General features: G+C 57.4%; 17 protein-coding genes and 1 pseudogene. 4 read left to right on the top strand and 14 right to left on the bottom strand.

The window, feature by feature from the left end; translation table 11 throughout:
- Positions 1–267: 267 nt before the first annotated feature.
- Complete coding sequence (locus tag IF189_RS15215) at positions 268–2,145, bottom strand: acyltransferase family protein (RefSeq protein WP_225739901.1); 1,878 nt, start codon at positions 2,143–2,145, stop codon at positions 268–270.
- Positions 2,146–2,679: 534 nt separating this feature from the next.
- Here IF189_RS15215 and IF189_RS29010 point away from each other — a divergent pair.
- The gene (locus IF189_RS29010) at positions 2,680–2,832 is read left to right on the top strand and encodes a hypothetical protein (RefSeq protein WP_413038506.1); all 153 of its coding nucleotides are present in this window, start codon (positions 2,680–2,682) and stop codon (positions 2,830–2,832) included.
- Positions 2,829–3,167, top strand: coding sequence for an aldehyde dehydrogenase family protein (locus tag IF189_RS28865; RefSeq protein ID WP_263974418.1), 339 nt, complete (start codon positions 2,829–2,831; stop codon positions 3,165–3,167). The genes IF189_RS29010 and IF189_RS28865 overlap by 4 nt, the downstream gene beginning before the upstream one ends.
- On the opposite strand, the gene IF189_RS15205 is transcribed toward IF189_RS28865, so the two are convergent.
- From IF189_RS15205 to IF189_RS15150, 12 genes and pseudogenes are all read right to left on the bottom strand, one after another.
- A complete protein-coding gene (locus tag IF189_RS15205; RefSeq protein WP_192551818.1) occupies positions 3,122–3,958 on the bottom strand; it encodes an NAD(P)H-binding protein in 837 nt (278 codons plus the stop codon). The two genes, IF189_RS28865 and IF189_RS15205, sit on opposite strands and share 46 nt — an antisense overlap.
- Before the next feature lie 118 nt (positions 3,959–4,076).
- Entirely contained in the window at positions 4,077–4,739 is a 663-nt protein-coding gene (locus IF189_RS15200; RefSeq protein ID WP_134827085.1) for a TetR/AcrR family transcriptional regulator, read from the bottom strand.
- Positions 4,740–4,852: 113 nt separating this feature from the next.
- Positions 4,853–5,137: a hypothetical protein gene (locus IF189_RS15195; RefSeq protein WP_134827084.1), complete on the bottom strand. Its 285-nt coding sequence runs from the start codon at positions 5,135–5,137 to the stop codon at positions 4,853–4,855.
- Positions 5,138–5,224: 87 nt separating this feature from the next.
- Entirely contained in the window at positions 5,225–5,455 is a 231-nt protein-coding gene (locus IF189_RS15190; protein ID WP_085710047.1) for a hypothetical protein, read from the bottom strand.
- A 120-nt stretch (positions 5,456–5,575) separates the two neighbouring features.
- Positions 5,576–5,805: pseudogene (locus IF189_RS15185) on the bottom strand (hypothetical protein).
- A 71-nt stretch (positions 5,806–5,876) separates the two neighbouring features.
- Entirely contained in the window at positions 5,877–7,514 is a 1,638-nt protein-coding gene (locus IF189_RS15180; RefSeq protein WP_192551817.1) for an ATP-binding cassette domain-containing protein, read from the bottom strand.
- A 144-nt stretch (positions 7,515–7,658) separates the two neighbouring features.
- On the bottom strand, positions 7,659–8,687 hold the full coding sequence (locus tag IF189_RS15175; RefSeq protein ID WP_134827081.1) for a DNA topoisomerase IB: 1,029 nt from the start codon (positions 8,685–8,687) through the stop codon (positions 7,659–7,661).
- Between the two features lie 72 nt (positions 8,688–8,759).
- On the bottom strand, positions 8,760–9,839 hold the full coding sequence (gene modC, locus IF189_RS15170) for a molybdenum ABC transporter ATP-binding protein (protein ID WP_192551816.1): 1,080 nt from the start codon (positions 9,837–9,839) through the stop codon (positions 8,760–8,762).
- 3 nt (positions 9,840–9,842) lie between these two features.
- The gene (gene modB / locus IF189_RS15165; protein WP_085710042.1) at positions 9,843–10,523 is read right to left on the bottom strand and encodes a molybdate ABC transporter permease subunit; all 681 of its coding nucleotides are present in this window, start codon (positions 10,521–10,523) and stop codon (positions 9,843–9,845) included.
- Complete coding sequence (gene modA, locus IF189_RS15160; RefSeq protein ID WP_114883351.1) at positions 10,524–11,291, bottom strand: molybdate ABC transporter substrate-binding protein; 768 nt, start codon at positions 11,289–11,291, stop codon at positions 10,524–10,526.
- Between the two features lie 176 nt (positions 11,292–11,467).
- Positions 11,468–12,529 carry an NAD(P)H-dependent flavin oxidoreductase gene (locus IF189_RS15155; protein ID WP_192551815.1) on the bottom strand — a complete coding sequence of 354 codons (1,062 nt, stop codon included), beginning with the start codon at positions 12,527–12,529 and terminating at the stop codon, positions 11,468–11,470.
- Between the two features lie 108 nt (positions 12,530–12,637).
- Positions 12,638–15,085 (bottom strand): autotransporter, encoded by a 2,448-nt coding sequence (locus tag IF189_RS15150; protein WP_192551814.1) that lies wholly within the window; start codon positions 15,083–15,085, stop codon positions 12,638–12,640.
- 179 nt (positions 15,086–15,264) lie between these two features.
- Here IF189_RS15150 and IF189_RS15145 point away from each other — a divergent pair, with 179 nt between their 5' ends.
- Together IF189_RS15145 and IF189_RS15140 are read left to right on the top strand one after the other, a co-directional pair.
- A complete protein-coding gene (locus IF189_RS15145) occupies positions 15,265–16,248 on the top strand; it encodes an MDR family oxidoreductase (RefSeq protein ID WP_192551813.1) in 984 nt (327 codons plus the stop codon).
- Positions 16,249–16,308: 60 nt separating this feature from the next.
- On the top strand, positions 16,309–16,767 hold the full coding sequence (locus tag IF189_RS15140) for a GyrI-like domain-containing protein (protein WP_134827076.1): 459 nt from the start codon (positions 16,309–16,311) through the stop codon (positions 16,765–16,767).
- Here the strand turns inward: IF189_RS15140 and ada are convergent.
- Complete coding sequence (gene ada / locus IF189_RS15135) at positions 16,764–17,831, bottom strand: bifunctional DNA-binding transcriptional regulator/O6-methylguanine-DNA methyltransferase Ada (protein ID WP_134827075.1); 1,068 nt, start codon at positions 17,829–17,831, stop codon at positions 16,764–16,766. The genes IF189_RS15140 and ada overlap by 4 nt on opposite strands.
- Between the last annotated feature and the right edge of the window lie 48 nt (positions 17,832–17,879).

Here is a 17,879-nt window from a genome sequence, read left to right as displayed (position 1 = left end):
TGTGTCCTTTGCCCTTAGCGATGTTTTTGTGTCGTTTTTATGCGGTCGTGAAATTCTACAACATTAGCCATTAGATTTATCCGCTATCTGAACCCAGTCAACCTGATATTGGTCCCGGTTCGCGATCTGGCGCAATGTCGGATCGCTGCTGGCAAGGCAAGAGACGGCGAGGGTGGGGGATCATATGCCAGCAGCGGCTGAAACAGTTGTACTGATTTGATCCGCCACAGCGACTGCTCCGGGGCGGTTCAAATCAAACAGAACATCTTAGTTGATTATCTGAGGCAGCAGTTCCTTCGCAAAATGTCTAGATCCTACTGGAGTAAAGTGGTGTATATCGTAGTAATAAGGTGTTTCGTCAGCGCTGGCCATGGCGCATGTGTCTTTTGGGCAAATCGTTTTAAATACATCTACAAATTTGGCATTTGTAGTTGCGACGACAGCGGCAGCTGCATTTCTGCTGGTTATGATCGCCGGAAGTTCCAGCTCGTCGGAAGACATCATGCTGGTTTCTCCCGCTTCGACTTTCTTAATAACCAGCAGTGGGACACTTTGTTTGTATATTGGAGATGTGCCGAGGACCACTGTTTTGATGCCTAGACTAGACAGCTTGTCGATGGTGTCCTTGAGCTTTCCTATGGTCTCGGGGCTCGACGGCCAGATAGCGCTCATGATAACGAGAGACGGGTGAATTTGTTTTATAATCTCAAAATCATGAGTGTTAGATGCCCGGCAGTTTGGCCGTAACGCCGCATCGGTTTCTAATATCGGTGGGCAGCCTGAAGTAGTTAGCGCTCCCAGGAAATACCCTCGTTCTTCTATCAAAGGTTTCAATCCAGGGTATAAATGAATAGCGTGGCTATCTCCCCAGAGCATGATGCTTTTTTGGCCAGCTGCAGGAATACATCCACTGCGAAGCGCATCTGTTGAAGTTTGTTCCGGCCGGAGGAAGCACGTGCCATCAAGAAAGTCTTTCGCATAGCTATATTGAAGCATGGCGATGGCATTTACAGTTCGCGCTGTAGTCGGCTGAGGAAAGCCATTTTTTACTGTTACGTAACCTGAGATTGCAGCAACAAAAAACAGTGATGTTGCTGAAAGACTCAGTACTCTAAACGGGCGCCAGTCTTGTTTCGCTTTGCGAAAAGGCTGCTCGATAATCATGTAATTCAGTGTCGCCAAAATAAGGCATAATGCAAAAACGCACGCGGCACGTAAGTTTTGGTCGGCTGTTGGGAAAAGGCGATCAGCAAAAACTATAAGTGGCCAGTGAACAAGATATAATGAGTAGGATATTTTCCCGATAAATCTCACCGGCGGTAATGATAGAGCGCGCCCAACAATGTTTTCTTGCTGGCAGCCTACTATCAGCAAGGCGGTGCCTAGGCAGGGGAGCAAGGCTGCAATCCCAGGAAATTTAGTATTTTCATCGTAAAAAAAGAAGCTAAAGCCAATCGCGGTTATGCCGATTGTCGCCGATATTAAGCCCGCTTTTTGGTTTCGTATATTAGGTAAGTTTGGGAGCGCAATCAAACTTCCGATCAGAAGTTCAAATGCTCTTGAGGGGAGCAGGTAAAATGAAGCTGTAGGATCTATGTATAAAAGACTTTGGGAGTACAGAAGCGAAAAAAGCATGATGATTGCGATAATTGCGCTTTGCCAAAGTTTTCCAAATCTTATGGCTGCCAAAGCTATTAAAGGGAAAAAAATGTAAAACTGCTCTTCTACGCCTAGAGACCATAGATGCAGTAGTGGAATTTCGTTCGCGCCAACGGAGAAGTAATCGAGACTGCTGTAGAAGAAAAGGTTGGCGGCAAAAAATGCAGATGCAATCGCAGTTTTAGCATAATGAGTTAGTTCGGCGGGGTACAAAAAAATGTATGCTGCAATTGAGGTTAATACAACCACAGACAAAAAGCCGGGCAAAATACGTCGCGCGCGCCTGACGTAAAATTTCGCAATTGAGAACTCTGATCTACCTATCTCTTCAAAGATGGTTTTGGAGATTAGATATCCGGAGATCACAAAAAATATATCAACCCCTGTATATCCTCCTGGAAGAAAGCCTAATTTCAAGTGAAATATTATTACTCCGAGCACTGCAAGTGCTCTAAGCCCATCAATGTCAGAACGGTAGCGCAACATCAAAAAAATCCCTATTACTCGGCGCGTTGGCGTGGAGTAAGATTTATAAATCTATTTTTTGAAGAGTTTGGAATGAACTCTATTTATCTAAGCGGTTGTTGTCGGTCTGTGGTCTACTCGTCCTCTCCGTAGTGAGTAGGTGGCGCACTTCGGATGGTGGTGCGCGATCAACGATCCCTGTAAGAGAAAAGAAATTTCTACGGCCGTGTAATCCATCGAACTAGCTCCCTGAAATCTGGTGGCCTAGTGTAATCATTTGGGAGGCCAAGTGGCAGAATTTCCTATTGTGAGTCAACTCGGTCTCAGACTACTGATCGATGCTGCGTGGTCGTTCTGGCCGTCCGACTCGACCAGCCAGGATTCGTTGCAACCGTCGCAAAAGGTCATGGGTGATTGACACGGAGCGCGGAGTGTCTCGCGACAGATGCAACGGGAATCTCGTCGCTTGCTGGCGCACATTGCTTGGTTTAACTCAATGTTCCTGGTTCTAAAGGAGACGACGGTCGTCCACAAGGTCTGGATACGGGATGCTTCGTGAAAACCAGGATTTTCACGGATGCCAACAATCAAATGCGAATCGTGCGCGAAGAAGTCGTCAGCCTCATACTGACAATCATCCCGTGTGAGGCTGACGCGATCCGGATTGCCAAGCGCTGGTACACCGAAACAGCGATGAACGCTGTGTGAGTATTGCCCGTCAGATTGATTCGGGGCGTGTGTTGATCAATACGCTGACTCACAAACCACGAGCTCCTTTCAGTGGGTTCAAACATTCGGTGCTGGGGCGAGAAATGGAGCGTTGGGGGAATGAGCACGTATCTGTAACCCAAGACTTTGATTGCGAATGCACCGATGGATTGAGCAGGTCTGCATACGCTAGTCGTTTGTTAAATCAAAAAGTTTGCATGATATTTCTCATGCATACCCGCTTTTGTGTTTCCGATAAATACATACGTCTTCGTCCAATTTCCTTTTACTACCGCGCGTTCCAGATTCCGGTCGAAGCCGTGCGCCTGGCATAAGCGCTGAAGTCATTCGCCGGGCGCCCCAAGGCTTGTTTCACGCCATCGGCTACCGCCGCATTGCGTCCATCTAGCACGGTGGTGAAAAGGTAAAGCAACAGGTTGACATAGGGTGTCGGCAATTGCGCACGCTCAAGTTCCTTGAGGTAAACCTTCGCCGAGACTTGTGTGAACTGAATATCCCGTCCGGTCACCGAGCTGATTTCTTCTAGCGCTTCGTAAAAGGTCAGTGCCCTTGGCCCTGTGAGCTCATAAAATTTTCCTTTATGTCCCGGTTTTGTGAGGACCTGCACGGCGACCTCGGCAATATCTTCCGCATCGACAAAGGGCTCAGCGACATTGCCAACTGGCAGCACGAGCTGACCTTCGATGATCGGATCGAGAAAATGCGCTTCGCTGAAGTTCTGGAAAAACCAGCTGGCACGCAAAATTGTCCAGTCGATACCGCTGTTCTGCACAATACGTTCAGCTTCTTGCGCTTCAATTTCACCGCGTCCTGACAGAAGTACCAAGTGTTTGACGCGGTGCTCGACCGCGAGCGAAACGAACGCCTGCAAGGTTTCCAGGGCGCCGGGCATGGCGAGATCGGGCTGATAGGAGATATAGACGGCGCGCGCCCCCGTGAGAGCAGCGCTCCAGGTTGAAGGACTCTCCCAATCGAACGGGATGGGTGCATTGCGTGACCCTGGTCGAACCGGATGTCCTTCTTCGATCAGTCGTTTGCTGATGCGGCTTCCGGTTTTTCCGGTAGCGCCGAGTATCAGAAAGGGTTGGGCTTCTGAGTTTGTCATGATCATCTCTCTGTTAACGTGAGTATCTCTCACAAAAAATACGATAGATGCTCACGTTATGCCGTCAAGAAACGCCTGCCCTCAGCCGACGACAGGTCATTTGTTGAACGTCACGGATTTAAATCGAAGAGTCGGCGAGGGCCGGATGCAGTATTTCCCGAAGCGACATGCGCTTGAAGGTTTCGACCAGTCGCTTACCTTCTGCCTCGGAGCAGGAAATGGCCAGGCGCATCGTTGATTCACCCAGTTGCCAGACCAGAAAAGCCGCATCGCTCACTTGTTGTTCATTGGCGTCCGGGAAAGCGCGCAGTACCGCGCGGGTCAACATTTGCGCCGCAATGCGACTTTCCTGCAGTTCCAGATCCAGCAGCTGTTTGTCAGCCTGCATGCCTGACCAGATATCGCGCATGACCGGTTCTGCCGTGATGATCTGGTAGTACAGATCCAGCAGTTCCGAATAAGCGACTTCCAGCGATTGCGCATCGTGGACCGCCTCCAGTGCAACCTGGATACAACGGCGGCTTTCTGCGTTGTAACGCTGCGCGAGGCTGAGGATGATTGAGCTTTTGTCGGGAAAATACTGATAGAGAGAACCGATGGATATCTCGCAGAGTGAAGCGATTTCGCTCATCTTCAACTGATCGCTGCCCTTGCTGGCAATCAGCCGTGTAGCCACCCCGAGAATCCGTTCCTGCCGTTCACGGCTGCGTTTTTGTGACGGATTGCGGCGAGGCGAGGGGGGCGTTCCTGAGTTGTCTTCAGGATCAATGGATGTTTGCACGCTGAGTTACCGAAACTGGAACCGACAGGACTCACCATAGCATCGGCAGAGCTACACAGTAATAAACACATCAGCAGGAATGGGCCGAACAGTCGGCCCATTGTGTTACCGGTCTAGACGAAGGCTTGCCCGGTAAAACCCCTCGGCAGACGCTGGAGGCCAGCCATCGCCGTCAGACGCTCGATCCACTCGGAACGCCAACTGGATGCATGGTTCGTTGCCTTGGCATGGCGAGCGGCCCGGCGCGCCGCATTGCGCTGATCTTTGCGTGCTTTTTTATAAGCGTCGGTGTTGCGGCAGCTGCGGCACTTGACGCGATTGAGCTCGGGGCTGGCGCTGAGATTGTTGCCCTTGTGACCACAGGCAAGATGCCCGTCGACTTTGAAGTGAATGACCATGAGACGCCTCCTTGGTGACGTGTAAAGGGTTTGACCTTTCACCACCAAGGACGTTCTTTTTTTGCAGGCATTGTGCGAATCAGTGGATCACCTGAAGCGTGGCAGCGGCCGATCGACAGGCTTGAGCGACGAGAGGGTGCTGCGGATTAGCGGCGTATCCTTTTCGATGTCGTTCAAGCGATCGCGAATGCGCAGGGCGGTCGGGTGCCCGCCTTGATGATCGACCCAGTCGGCGATCTCTTTGCAGGCTGCGGCAAGGCGTGCCTCCCGGGCCTCGAGCAAGGTGAGGAGAGTGGTGATGGACTCTCTTTCGGACATGGAACACCTCCGTTCAGGAAACCGCTCTGAGGCAGCAAAAAGCCCGCGAAGCGCGAGCTCTCTGCCGTTGGGGCGCTGCTCCTTCAGCTGGTTTGAGTATAGACCCGTAAATGACAGCTATCAGTCAGAAGACTCACTGACAGTCACCCGTGAACTGGCGGCATTCAGTCGCTGGCATTCTCGCCGGGCGTCCTCTTCCAGATCGTAACCATCCCCGATGAAACCGCCAGTACGCGTGTCACTGATGCGATACCACTGGTGGCCTCGGCGGGTTCGTGAAGACTTTCTCCTGCGCGGCGACCGTGAATGATGATCTTGTTGCAACGCTTCACGACGAATATGTCTTCCATGGCGTCACCGCAACTGATTCATATCAGATCAACTATAGAAGCCCTGACAAATCGTGCAAAAAATAGTCAGGTCAGTTCGTCGGTTGAAGTGTCCACCCGGAACGACGCCAGTTCAGTGAGTGAGTCGGTTGCAGCGCCTTGAGGAAGTCCTGGTCGTGCGAAACGGCAACTATCGCTCCCGGAAATGTCTGCAACGCTCGTTCGAAAGCTTCCACCGAGGGCAGGTCCAGATGATTGGTCGGTTCGTCCAGCAACAGCAGTTGCGCAGGCTCTGCTCTCCACAATGCCAGCGCCAGTGCGGCTTTCAGGCGTTCGCCACCGCTCAATGAAGCGCAACATCCCGTGGCGCGACGAGCATCCAGTTGCAGGTGAGCGAGGTTGCTGCGCAGCGTGCCTTCGTCCAGGCCCGCGCCCTGCGTCATCAACTGTTCGGTGATCGAGCGCTGATCGTCCAGTTGGGCCAGTTGCTGATCAATAAACGCGAATGGAACGTGAGTCGTGGCGACCCCGCCGATTGGTGCCCATTGCCCGGCCAGCACTTTCAGCAGGGTCGATTTGCCGCACCCGTTGGGACCGCTGACAGCGATTCGCATCGGACCACGGATCGCCAGGCTCAGGTAGCTCGTTGCTGCTTCGCGGGGCAGCCATGGCAATCCTGCTTCAATCAGCGTGCAGACCTGACGATTGTTCGGCACGGTGCTTCCGGGCAGGTTGACCAGCACATTGTCTGCGGGCTGTACCTTGGCATATGCCTCCCATACCTGGGCATCCAGCTCGGACTTGCGTGCCTGATGGCTTTGTCGGACATGCCCCATGATTTCCCGGGCGGCGCCTTTGATCGCCACGTATTCGAAACTGGCAATGTTGGCGGTTTCGGCTTTGCGTCGGGAATTGGCTGCATGGCGTTGTATCGTGTCGTGTTCACGCCGCAACCGTACGTGTTCACGCTGGCGTTCGCTTCGGGCTTGATCGAGACGCGCTTGTGCCGCTGCTTGATGAATCCGCTGGTGTTCACGGAACGCCGAATAATTGCCGCGAAAGTCATTTGCCTCCACGCCATTCAATTCGACAATCCGTTGCATGCCATCGAGCAATTGCCGGTCATGGCTGACGACGATCAGCCCGCTGTGCCAGCGCTCCAGTGCGGCCATCAGCCATTGCCGTCCCGATGAATCCAGATGGTTAGTCGGTTCATCAAGGACCATCAACGAAGCCTGACTCAAAAACGCGCCGATCAGTGCGACTCGTGCTTGCTGGCCGCCACTGAGTTGTTCGGTCAAGTCAGTGAGTGCAACCTCGGCCAGCCCGGCGTCATCGAGCAAGCGCCGCAAACGCTCCGCGAGATCCCATTGCTCGCCAATGAGGTCGAAGTCCTCGACTGATCCGCAGCCTCGGTTCATTCGCTCCAGGGCCTGAAGAATGGCGGCGCTGCCGGTGGTCTCGGCGACCGTCTCGCCAGGTGCGGCGACCAAGGTTTGCGTTACGTAGGTTGTGGCCACTGTGCGCGTCACGCTGCCGGTGGTGGGTAGCCATTGTCCGGCGATCAAGCGCGCCAGTACGCTTTTGCCGACACCGTTGCGTCCGACGATGGCGGTCGGCGTGTGATCGAACTTCAAATCGAGTGCATCGAAAATCGTCTCGCCATTGGCGAACTGGAAACCCAGCTGATTCAGGGAGACGAGGGCAGGCGTACGCGAGACGTGAGTCATCGGCACCTCCAAAAAATGTCGTGAAAACAGACAAGCGCCCTGAAAGGCGTGTCGCGATTACATTTTTGAAGGCTTAGTTGTTCACTTTCTGCGGTCGTCCTTGGGAGGGGAAGTCCGATAGCCTAGTCGAGACGTTCGACCGCTTCAAGCCATGTCTGACATGCGTTCAAGAAATAGCGCCAAGGCGACTTCTTCCTTGCGCAGACCTTTGCGGATCCTCGGCTTTGGCAGCTCCGCCAGTGCGCCCAGCATGAAATGCTCCACCACGGCCGGGTGGATATAGCATTTGCGGCACACCGCCGGGGTGTTGCCCAATTGCCGCGCCACACCCTTGACCATCTCCACCACATGCCGTCTGGCCTCGGTTTCCGACTCCCATTGCAACTCCCGCAGCACCGCCAGGGCGAGGGCGCTGCCGGCCCAGGTCCGGTAGTCCTTGGCGGTGAAATCCGCGCCCGTCAGGGTTTGCAGATAGGTGTTGACGTCGGAAGAGCTGACAGTGTGCCGTTCGCCATGCTCATCCAGGTACTGGAACAGGTTCTGCCCCGGGATTTCCAGGCAGCGCTTGATGATCCGCGCCAGGCGTCGGTCTTTGACGGTGATCTGATGCTCGATACCGCTCTTGCCGCGAAACTGGAACAGGATCGCACTGCCATTGATCTCGACATGCCGGCTGCGCAAGGTGGTCAGGCCGTACGATCGATTGTCCCGCGCGTATTGCGTATTGCCGACGCGAATCAGCGTGGCATCGAGCAGCGTGATCACCGTAGCCATGACTTTGTCGCGGCTGAACCCCGGCGCGTCCAGCAGCACTTCCAGCTGTTTGCGCAATTTCGGCAGCGCCATGCCGAACTCACGCAAGCGCGAGTATTTGTCGGCATCACGGACTTCGCGCCAGCGTGGGTGATAGCGGTATTGTTTGCGCCCGCGAGCATCGCGGCCGGTGGCTTGCAGATGGCCGCGAGGGTCCGCGCAGATCCACACATCGGTGTAGGCTGGAGGCACTGCCAGCGCATTGATGCGTTTGATTTCGTCAGGATCGCGGATGCGCTGGCCAGTTGCGTCGAAGTAGCAGAACTTGCCGCGCAGCTTTTTGCGGGTGAGTCCCGGCTGGGTGTCATCGACGTAATGCAGGTCCGAAGGCAACACATCGGTCAGCGCGGTATCGGGCATGGCGGGGTTCCTGGGCGGCAATCGGGCTGTTACAGCGATTGACCGCAGACCCCGGCAGTCGTGCCGACCGATTTATGCCAGAACGGCGACAGCCTTGATCTGCGCCCATAATTTCTGGCCGGCATGCACACCAAGCTGATCCCGTGAGTAACGGGTAATACGGGCCAGCAGCGGCGTGCCGCCCGCATCGAGGCGAATCAGCACATGAGCGGCATTGTCGGCGGGCATTTCGCTGACCACCGTGACCGGCAACCGATTGAGGATGCTGCTGTGTTCGGTGTTTTGCAGAGTCAGGCTGATATCGCGAGCCTGCACTTTGCAGCGCAGCGCCTGACCCACTTCCATGGGGGAGTGAGTCACGCGAATGCTCAACAACGTGTCGGGCAATTGCAGGCAAAGCAATTGGTAGTCGTGATCGTAGGAAATGACTAGCCCCTCGATCACGACGCCAGCGTCATCGCCCATTGCCAGAGGAAGATCGAGGCGCGCCAGGGTTTCGCCGATGGGGCCGCTGGCCAGCGCTTTACCGTTGTCGAGCAGTACCAGATGATCGGCCAGTCGCGCGACTTCATCCTGTGCGTGACTGACATACAGAACCGGGATATCGAGTTCGTCGTGCAGCCGTTGCAGGTAAGGCAGGATTTCGCTTTTGCGCTGACTGTCGAGGGCGGCCAGCGGTTCGTCCATCAACAGCAGTTTCGGGCTGGTCAGCAATGCCCGGGCGATACCGACGCGCTGACGTTCACCGCCGGACAGATGCTGCGGATGACGTTCCAGCAAATGGCCGATTCCCAAGAGTTCAGTGGCTTGCGCCATGTCGACCCGGCGCTGATGCCTGGCAATTCGCTTGAGTCCGAATTGCAGGTTGGCCAGCACCGAGAGGTGTGGAAACAGGCTCGCTTCCTGAAAGACATAGCCGAGCGCACGTTTGTGCGGCGGGACGAAAATGCCTTTCTCGCTGTCCTGCCAGACTTCGTCGTTGATTTGCACAAAGGCGTGCGAGGCCCGTTCAAGCCCGGCGATGCAGCGCAGGCAGGTGGTCTTGCCGGAGCCTGATTGCCCGAACAATGCGGTCACGCCACGACCCGGCAGGTGCAGGTCGACATCCAGGCCGAAGCCTGAGTAAGCGAGTTTCAAGCGTGCTTCAATCATCGATCAGCTCCAGCCTGCGCGCGACTTGCGGCTGGAATAGAGCGCCAGCAACACCAGAAACGAAAACACCAGCATTGCCCCGGCGAGCCAATGCGCTTGTGAATATTCCATGGCTTCAACATGGTCGTAGATTTGTACCGAGACCACTCGGGTCTTGTCGGGAATATTGCCGCCGATCATCAGCACCACGCCGAATTCGCCAACCGTATGGGCGAAGCCGAGGATCGCTGCGGTAACGAAACCGGGGCGCGCGAGCGGCAGGATGACGCTGAAAAAAGTGTCCCAGGGATTGGCGCGCAAAGTCGCGGCCACTTCCAGTGGGCGAGTGCCGATGGCGGAGAAGGCGTTTTGCAACGGCTGCACCACAAAAGGCATGGAGTAGAGCACCGAACCGATGACCAGCCCGGTGAAACTGAAGGTGAGCGTGCCAAGCCCAAGCCACTGGGTGAAATGACCCAGAAAGCCATTCGGCCCCATTGCCAGCAACAGATAGAAACCAATGACAGTCGGCGGCAACACCAGGGGCAGGGCAACGATCGCCCCGATGGGGCCGCGCAGCCAGGAACGGCTGCGCGACAACCACAGGGCAATCGGAGTGCCGATGACCAGCAGGATTGCGGTGGTCAGGGACGCCAGTTTCAGGGTCAGCCAGATCGCCGCGAAATCGGCACTCGTCAGCGACATTTACAGCTGATAACCATAGGACTTGATGACCGCAGCGGCTTTCGGGCCTTTGAGGTAGTCAACCAGTGCCTTGGCGGCGGCGTTGTCCTTGCCTTTGTTCAGAATGACGGCGTCCTGTTTGATCGGGTCGTGCATGCTCGCCGGAACGATCCACGCCGAACCGCTGCTGACTTTGCCGTCCTTGTAGATCTGCGAAAGGGCAACGAAGCCCAGCTCGGCGTTGCCGGTGGATACGAACTGGTAGGCCTGAGTGATGTTCTGGCCTTCGACGATCTTGGCTTTGGTCGCTTCAGTCAATTTCAGCTTTTCCAGCACCTGGGTGGCCGCCAGACCATAAGGCGCGGCTTTCGGGTTGGCGATGGACAGGTGCTGGTATTCGTTTTTCTTCAGGACGTCACCTTTGGCATCGACGTAACCTTCTTTGGCCGACCACAGCGCCAGGGTGCCGATGGCGTAGGTGAAGCGCGAACCTTTGACGGTGTCGCCTTCTTTTTCCAGTTTTTCAGGCGTGGTGTCGTCAGCGGAGAGGAATACCTCGAACGGTGCGCCGTTCTTGATCTGGGTGTAGAACTGCCCGGTGGCACCGTAGGCTGCGACCAGTTTGTGCCCGGTGTCTTTTTCGAAATCGGCGGCGATTGCCTGGATCGGTGCAGTGAAGTTGGCCGCGACGGCAACTTGCACTTCATCCGCCTGAACAGCGCCGACGGCGAACACCGCAAGCAGGGAGGCCAGGCAGGTAGGGGCAAAACGTGAGGCACGAATGGTCATGTAACAGCTCCGTTGTTGGCAGGTGCAGTGGGCAGTTGTTGTTAGAGGGGTAGACTGCGCCGATGCGAGGGGGTGAATCGCTATATAGCTGAATATATAGCGAAATGCTTCCAAACGGAAAGTGCTGGTTTCAGGCGGGCAGGTGAGGGCATGGAATCCCTCGGTCTGCTGTGCCTTTACCGAACGAGTTTCGCGAGCGCTCCTTCGGCCAGTTGCCGGGTCAGTTCAGCACTGCTCAACTCCTTGCCCAGCCTAAACGCCTGACCGGCCCACAGGTTGCTGAAGTCGGCCTCGTCCTTGGCGCGCAAGGGCATCAGAGCACCGCCGGCCAACGGAAACGCCGGTGCCTTGGCCGACATCGGACCCACTTCGCGCATCACTCGATTCAGAATTCCCCGTGCCGGGCGCCCGGTGAACAGGTTGGTGACCGCTGTTTCACTGTCTTTGGCGGTACGCAGCGCCTTGTGATGAGAGGCGCTGACTTTGGCTTCCGGGGTAAACAGATAAGTCGTGCCGACCTGCACGGCCGATGCACCGAGCATGAACGCCGCTGCCACGCCTCGCGCATCGGCGATCGCACCGGCGGCAATCACCGGCACTTTGACCGCGTCGACGATTTGCGGCACGAGGGCAAAGGTCCCGACCTGGCTGCTCAAGTCATCGCTGAGGAACATGCCCCGGTGCCCGCCGGCTTCGTAACCCATGGCGATGATTGCGTCGCAACCATGCTGCTCCAGCCAGATGGCTTCATCGACGTTGGTGGCCGAGGAGAGGATTTTCGCGCCGGTCGCCTTGACCCGGTCCAGCAGGGATTTTTCCGGCAGGCCAAAGTGGAAACTCACTACTTCAGGACGAAACTCTTCAAGCACTTCGCAAGCGGCCGCATCAAACGGTGCACGGTTGGATACCGGCGTCGGAGCGTCGAAATCGGCACCCAGTTCGCGGTAGTAGGGTTCCAGCAGATTCTTCCAGTCCCGTGCCCGCTGCTCATCGGCGGCCGGTGGCTGGTGGCAGAAGAAATTGACGTTGAACGGTTTGTCGGTGCCTTGGCGGATGGCCTTCAGTTCTTCGCGCAATTGCTCGATGCTCAACATAGCTGCCGGCATTGAACCCAAACCGCCCGCGTTGCAGACGGCGATGACCATCGACGAGTTGGTGGCACCGGCCATAGGGCCCTGGATAATCGGCAGTTCGATGCCGAGCAGGTCAAGAATGCGCGTATCTGGCCATTGGTTCATGGAAAAGACTCCGAAGGACAAAGCAGGGCAGAGAAGCTGAAGCCGGTTTTTTTACCAGCAAAACCGGGTTCAGGGCCAGCCTAGATTTGTGGTCTCGCGGGATTCGGGTCAGCGTCGATGAAATCCGCCACCACCGCCTCCACCGAATGAATGGTTCATGAACTGCGAAGAGTTGTGGAAGTTGTTCAGGCGCTGATTACCAACGTTACGCGCCGCTGAATCGCGGTTGAGGTTCTGCAACTGAGCATTGTTGTTGATCGGCGCACGTGTCGCGCCTCCCTTGACCATCGACTGCCAGCCGTCATCGGTTTTCTTGTAGACGTTGCCGTCATGCCCCGCGTAAACGTTGTCGCCAACCCGCGCGGCGCCGCTGTTACGCCCATGGATCCCGCCGTACTGCGTGGTGTTGCCGGTGTTCGGGTTGTAGACGGCGCCTCGATTGGCGGTAACCTGAGTGCCATTGCGAACATTGCCTGCCGTAACGCGGCCTCCGGCAATTGCACCACCGTTGGGCCCGACCACTTCACCACTGCGACCCGCTGCATAGTTACCGGTGTAGACATTGTGTACCGCACCGCGCTGACCTGCCGTAGCAATCCCGGTCCGTGAGTTATAGGAAGAGCCGACCTGACCGGCCCAGCGGTTGCCGGTCCAGGCGTTGTAGCCCGCGCCATAGCGGCTGACCGTCGCCCGGTCGCCCCATTGCCGATAGATGTTGCCGGTAGTGCTGGCCCAGCCGCCCGGCCCCCAGGTCACGGCGCCGCCGTGATAACCGTAGGCTGCGCCTCCCCAGGCCAATGGCGCCGGATACAGATGTGGCCCCCACGCGTAACCCCAGCCGTAATTGCCCCACCATGGATAGGCGCCCCAGCCCCAACCCATCGCGGCAGTGCTGCCGCCCCAGCTCCAGCCGAAGCCGAAACCGAAGGTCCAGCCTGTCCACGGCGTGTAGCGAATGGCGACGCCAAAACCGTAAGTCACTGGCGGCCCGTACCAGACAGTGCCCACCCAGGGTGTGTACGGATAGCCTGTGCCGTAAACCACGACGCCGGTCGCTGGATCCAGCGTCGAGCCTTGATAACCCGGGGTATAGCCGACGACGACCGTGTCACCGCTGGACTCATAGACTTTGACGTAGGTGAGGTAATGCATCGGCGAGTTCGGCGGAATCGAATAAATCACCGCCGGTACCGAACTGGCGACGGTCCATGGCCCGGCCACCGCTGTCGCGACGAACCAGATGCCGTTCTCCACCGCATACCAACTGTTTTCATCGACCCGGATGATCGGCGTCGCGCTGTTGATCACATACTGAAGCGGGGTTCCGCTGATGGCTTTGAGTTGAGGCTCACCATCGAATTGCGGGGCAGTCATTTTGACCGCGCTTTTCTTGATTGCCGACGTCTGCGGGATCGTGGCGGCAATGGCCGCTTCCCTTGCCTGCGGCGTCCCGGCAACCGAGGCTTTGACGTTTTCTTTCGGGCTGTCGTCGGGGATGTTGGCGAAGTCTGCCGGCAGCTTGTCCGCCGGGGTAAATGTCCAGGGGCCATTCATGTCCGCGGCATGGAACCAGCGGCCGGAGATCAGCACATAACTGTTCTGGTCGCCGATTTCCTTGAAGATGTGCCCGGTGGTGTTGCTGACATACAGCAATTGCGTACCCTGGATCGGCAGCCACTGTGGCGCACCATCGGTGACGATCAGCTCGGTCGGGGTCGTGGCCACGAAGATCTTCGGCTGCGGCGATTTGGCCAGACTCGGTACCTTGTCCTTCGGATCGCTTTGCCCGGTGAGCAGATCCACTTGCCGACTCTCGATCGCGGCTTTCTTGGCTTTCTCCAGATCCGCCAGGGGCGAGGACAGCAGGGTGTACGGCCCTGCCAATTGATCGGCAACCATCCAGCCGTCGAACACGTGCAGATAGTGTTTGCCCTGGCCGTCCTTGAGCAGCAGAGGACGGGTGTTGATGACTCGTTGCAGTCCGGTGTCGTCCACCGGGCGATACGCGGCCTCACCGTCGATATAAACGAGCATGGCCGGCACGTCAGAGCTGATGATGGTCGGTGGCGTGTTTTCCAGTGGCGCCGTGTCGGCTTTCTGTTCGGCGGTCAGGACGCCGACCGCGGCTTCGAGCTGATCCAGGGAGATGGTTTTCTTGCGCTTGGCCGCATCGCTTTGCAGTGTCGTAATCCAGGTGTCGGCCTGGTTGGCGTCGGCAGGGAAGTCGGCCTTGATGATCTTGTACTGGTCGAGCATGACCCAGCGAGTCGCCTTGTCGACCAGCGTATGAGCGCTGAACTGGACGATCCCGTAAGTCGCCTTGCCGTCGGCATCGGTCGCCTCGACGGCGGCGCGGGCCTGCAAGGTGTAGCCGTCCCAGCTGTCGAGCTGGGGCTGGTACACGGTGAGTTTTGACTTGCCGCTGGTGATGACTTGCGGCCAGGTCGGCTCAACGGCAGCGGCGTCTGCCGTCTTGGCCGCAGGCGCCGCCCACGCGCTGTTGAATGCCAACAGACAGAGCATCAACCAGGCAAGAAAAGGGCGGGCGCGGGACATTGTCAGCTCCATCGACAAAGGCTTCTCGGGGATAAACGGAAGCAGTCGAAAAAGCATAGTCGCCCGATCCGGATTCACCCGCCGGTTTCAGCGATTGGCGGAAAGTCGAGTGGGGCAAAATGTTGCAGTGTGCTATTTGAATGCCACGATCTCCCGAATCCTTCCCCTGAGAGGCAGTCATGTTCAACGGCATTCTGATCGACAAAGACGACAGCGGTTATCGCGCCAGCCTGCAGAAAATCGACGAGCAGCAGTTGCCTGAAGGCGATGTGACGGTGCGCGTCGCGTACAGCACGCTCAACTTCAAGGACGGGTTGGCGATTACCGGCAACAGTCCGGTGGTGCGCAAGTTTCCGATGGTGCCCGGGATCGATCTGGCGGGTACGGTCGAAGTCAGTTCGCATCCCGACTACAAGGCTGGCGATCAGGTGCTGCTCAACGGTTGGGGCGTGGGTGAAAGCCACTGGGGCGGTCTGGCCCAGAAGGCGCGGCTCAACGGCGACTGGCTGATTCCGCTGCCAAAAGCCTTCACTGCCGCGCAAGCCATGGCCATTGGCACCGCGGGCTACACGGCGATGCTGTGCATCATGGTGCTGGAGCGCAATGGCGTGACGCCAGAGCAGGGTGAAGTACTGGTCACCGGTGCCAATGGCGGGGTCGGCAGCTTTGCCATTGCTTTGTTGCACAAACTTGGCTTTCGCGTGGCGGCGTCCACCGGGCGCGTGTCGGAACATGAATATTTGCAGCGACTGGGCGCCAGCGAAATCATCGATCGTGCAACTTTGTCCGAGCCAGGCAAACCCTTGGCGAAGGAGCGCTGGGCTGCGGTGATCGATTCGGTCGGCAGTCATACGTTGGCCAATGCCTGTGCGAGTACCCGCGCCGAAGGCACCGTTGCGGCATGTGGTCTGGCTCAGGGTATGGACTTTCCGGCATCGGTGGCCCCGTTCATCCTGCGTGGCGTGACGCTGGCCGGCATCAACAGCGTGACCCAGCCCAAGGCCCGTCGAATCGAGGCCTGGGCGCGTCTGGCCAAGGATCTGGATTTCACCCTGTTGCCCCTGATCAGCCACGAAATCGGCCTCAGCGAAGCGATCGAAGCTGCTCCGAAATTGCTCGCCGGACAGTTGCGCGGACGGGTTGTCGTAGACGTCAATCGCTGACACATTAAGCGCCATCGCGGACCTGCCGGGCCGCACTTCAAAAAAGGGAGTGGCACTTCGATGGATTTACAACAACAGCACGTTGAGTCGTTCACGGTTTCAGGCTTGCGAGTTCGAACCACCAATGCCGCAGAACACAAGGCTGAGACTGCGAAAATCGGTCCGATGTGGGGCGAGTTCTTCGGGAAGAACCTGGCAGAGGTCATTCCCGGCAAGCAGACCGAGTCGCCGATTTACGGGGTGTATTCGGCTTACGAGTCCGATGCCTCGGGTGCATTCGATGTGACCGCCGGCGTTGCTGTCGTTGATCCGCAAAGCGGTTTCGAAACAATCCGGATCGAGAGTGGCGAGTATCTGGTGTTTCAGGGGCAGGGCGCATTGCCCGACGCCGTCATCGCCACCTGGGGCCGGATCTGGAAACACTTCGAAGCCAACCCGCAGATCCAGCGTCGTTATGCCACCGACTTCGAGGCCTACCTTGGCCCGGAGTCGGTAGCTATCTACATCGGTATTCGCTAAGGCTGCGTTTCCCGGGACAACAGCTCACGCTTGCGCTCCACACCCCAGCGGTAGCCCGAGAGATTGCCGTCGCTGCGCACCACACGGTGGCAAGGGATCGCCACCGCGAGGCTGTTGGCACCGCAAGCCTGAGCCACGGCCCGAACCGCTTTTGGCGAGCCGATGCGCTGAGCGATGTCGGCGTAACTGGCGGTGCTGCCGACCGGAATTTCGCGCAGTGCCTGCCAGACCCGTTCCTGAAACGCGGTGCCCCGCACATCCAGTGGCAGATCGAGGCCGATGGCTGGTGCTTCGATGAAGCCGACGACATGGGCGATCAGTTGTTCGAACTCGGCATCAGCCCCGATCAGGTTGGCCCGGCGAAACTGATCCTGCAGGTCGCAGACCAGTTGATGAGGATCGTCCCCCAACAGAATCGCGCAGATCCCCCGGTCACTCTGTGCCACCAGAATCGCGCCGAGCGAACATTGGCCGACCGCAAAACGAATGTCGTTGTTTTGCCCGGCGGCCCGGAAATCGCCGGGTTTCATGCCCAGCAACTGGTCTGCGGACTCGTAGAAGCGGCTGTTCGAGTTGAAGCCGGCGTCGTACAGCGCGTCGGTCACCGAGCCGCCATCTGCCAGACGTTGCCGCACTCTGCGGGAACGATGCGCGGCGGCGTAACCCTTGGGTGTCAGGCCGGTTGCGGCTTTGAATACCCGATGGAAATGGAAGGCGCTGAGGCCGGCGGCTTCGGCCAGTTCGTTGAGTGCCGGCAGCGTTTCGGCGCTTTCGATCTGCCGGCAGGCGGCGGCTACGGTCGCGGCATGTTGCGCGGCTACGTCGCTTTGATCCTTGCTCGCCCGTTTGCTGGGGCGATATCCCGCCGCTTCAGCTGCTTCTGCCGTGTCGAAGAACTCGACATTCTGCGGCTTCGGCAGGCGCGCCAGACTGCTCGGGCGGCAATAGATGCCGGTGGTCTTCACTGCATAGACAAATTGACCGTCCGCACGTGGGTCGCGGGCGACAACAGCGGCCCAGCGTGGATCGTCTTGAGTGTTCAAAGGGGTCGAAAGCGTTTTCATGATGGAGAGTCCGTTGACCTGTTGAATTTCAGGTTAACCAGTGCCGCC

The organism is Pseudomonas sp. IzPS59, from assembly GCF_014863505.1.
Lineage (GTDB): Bacteria > Pseudomonadota > Gammaproteobacteria > Pseudomonadales > Pseudomonadaceae > Aquipseudomonas > Aquipseudomonas kribbensis.
The sequence above is the reverse complement of the archived record's forward strand: the minus strand, read 5'-3'. Positions and strand labels throughout refer to the sequence as shown.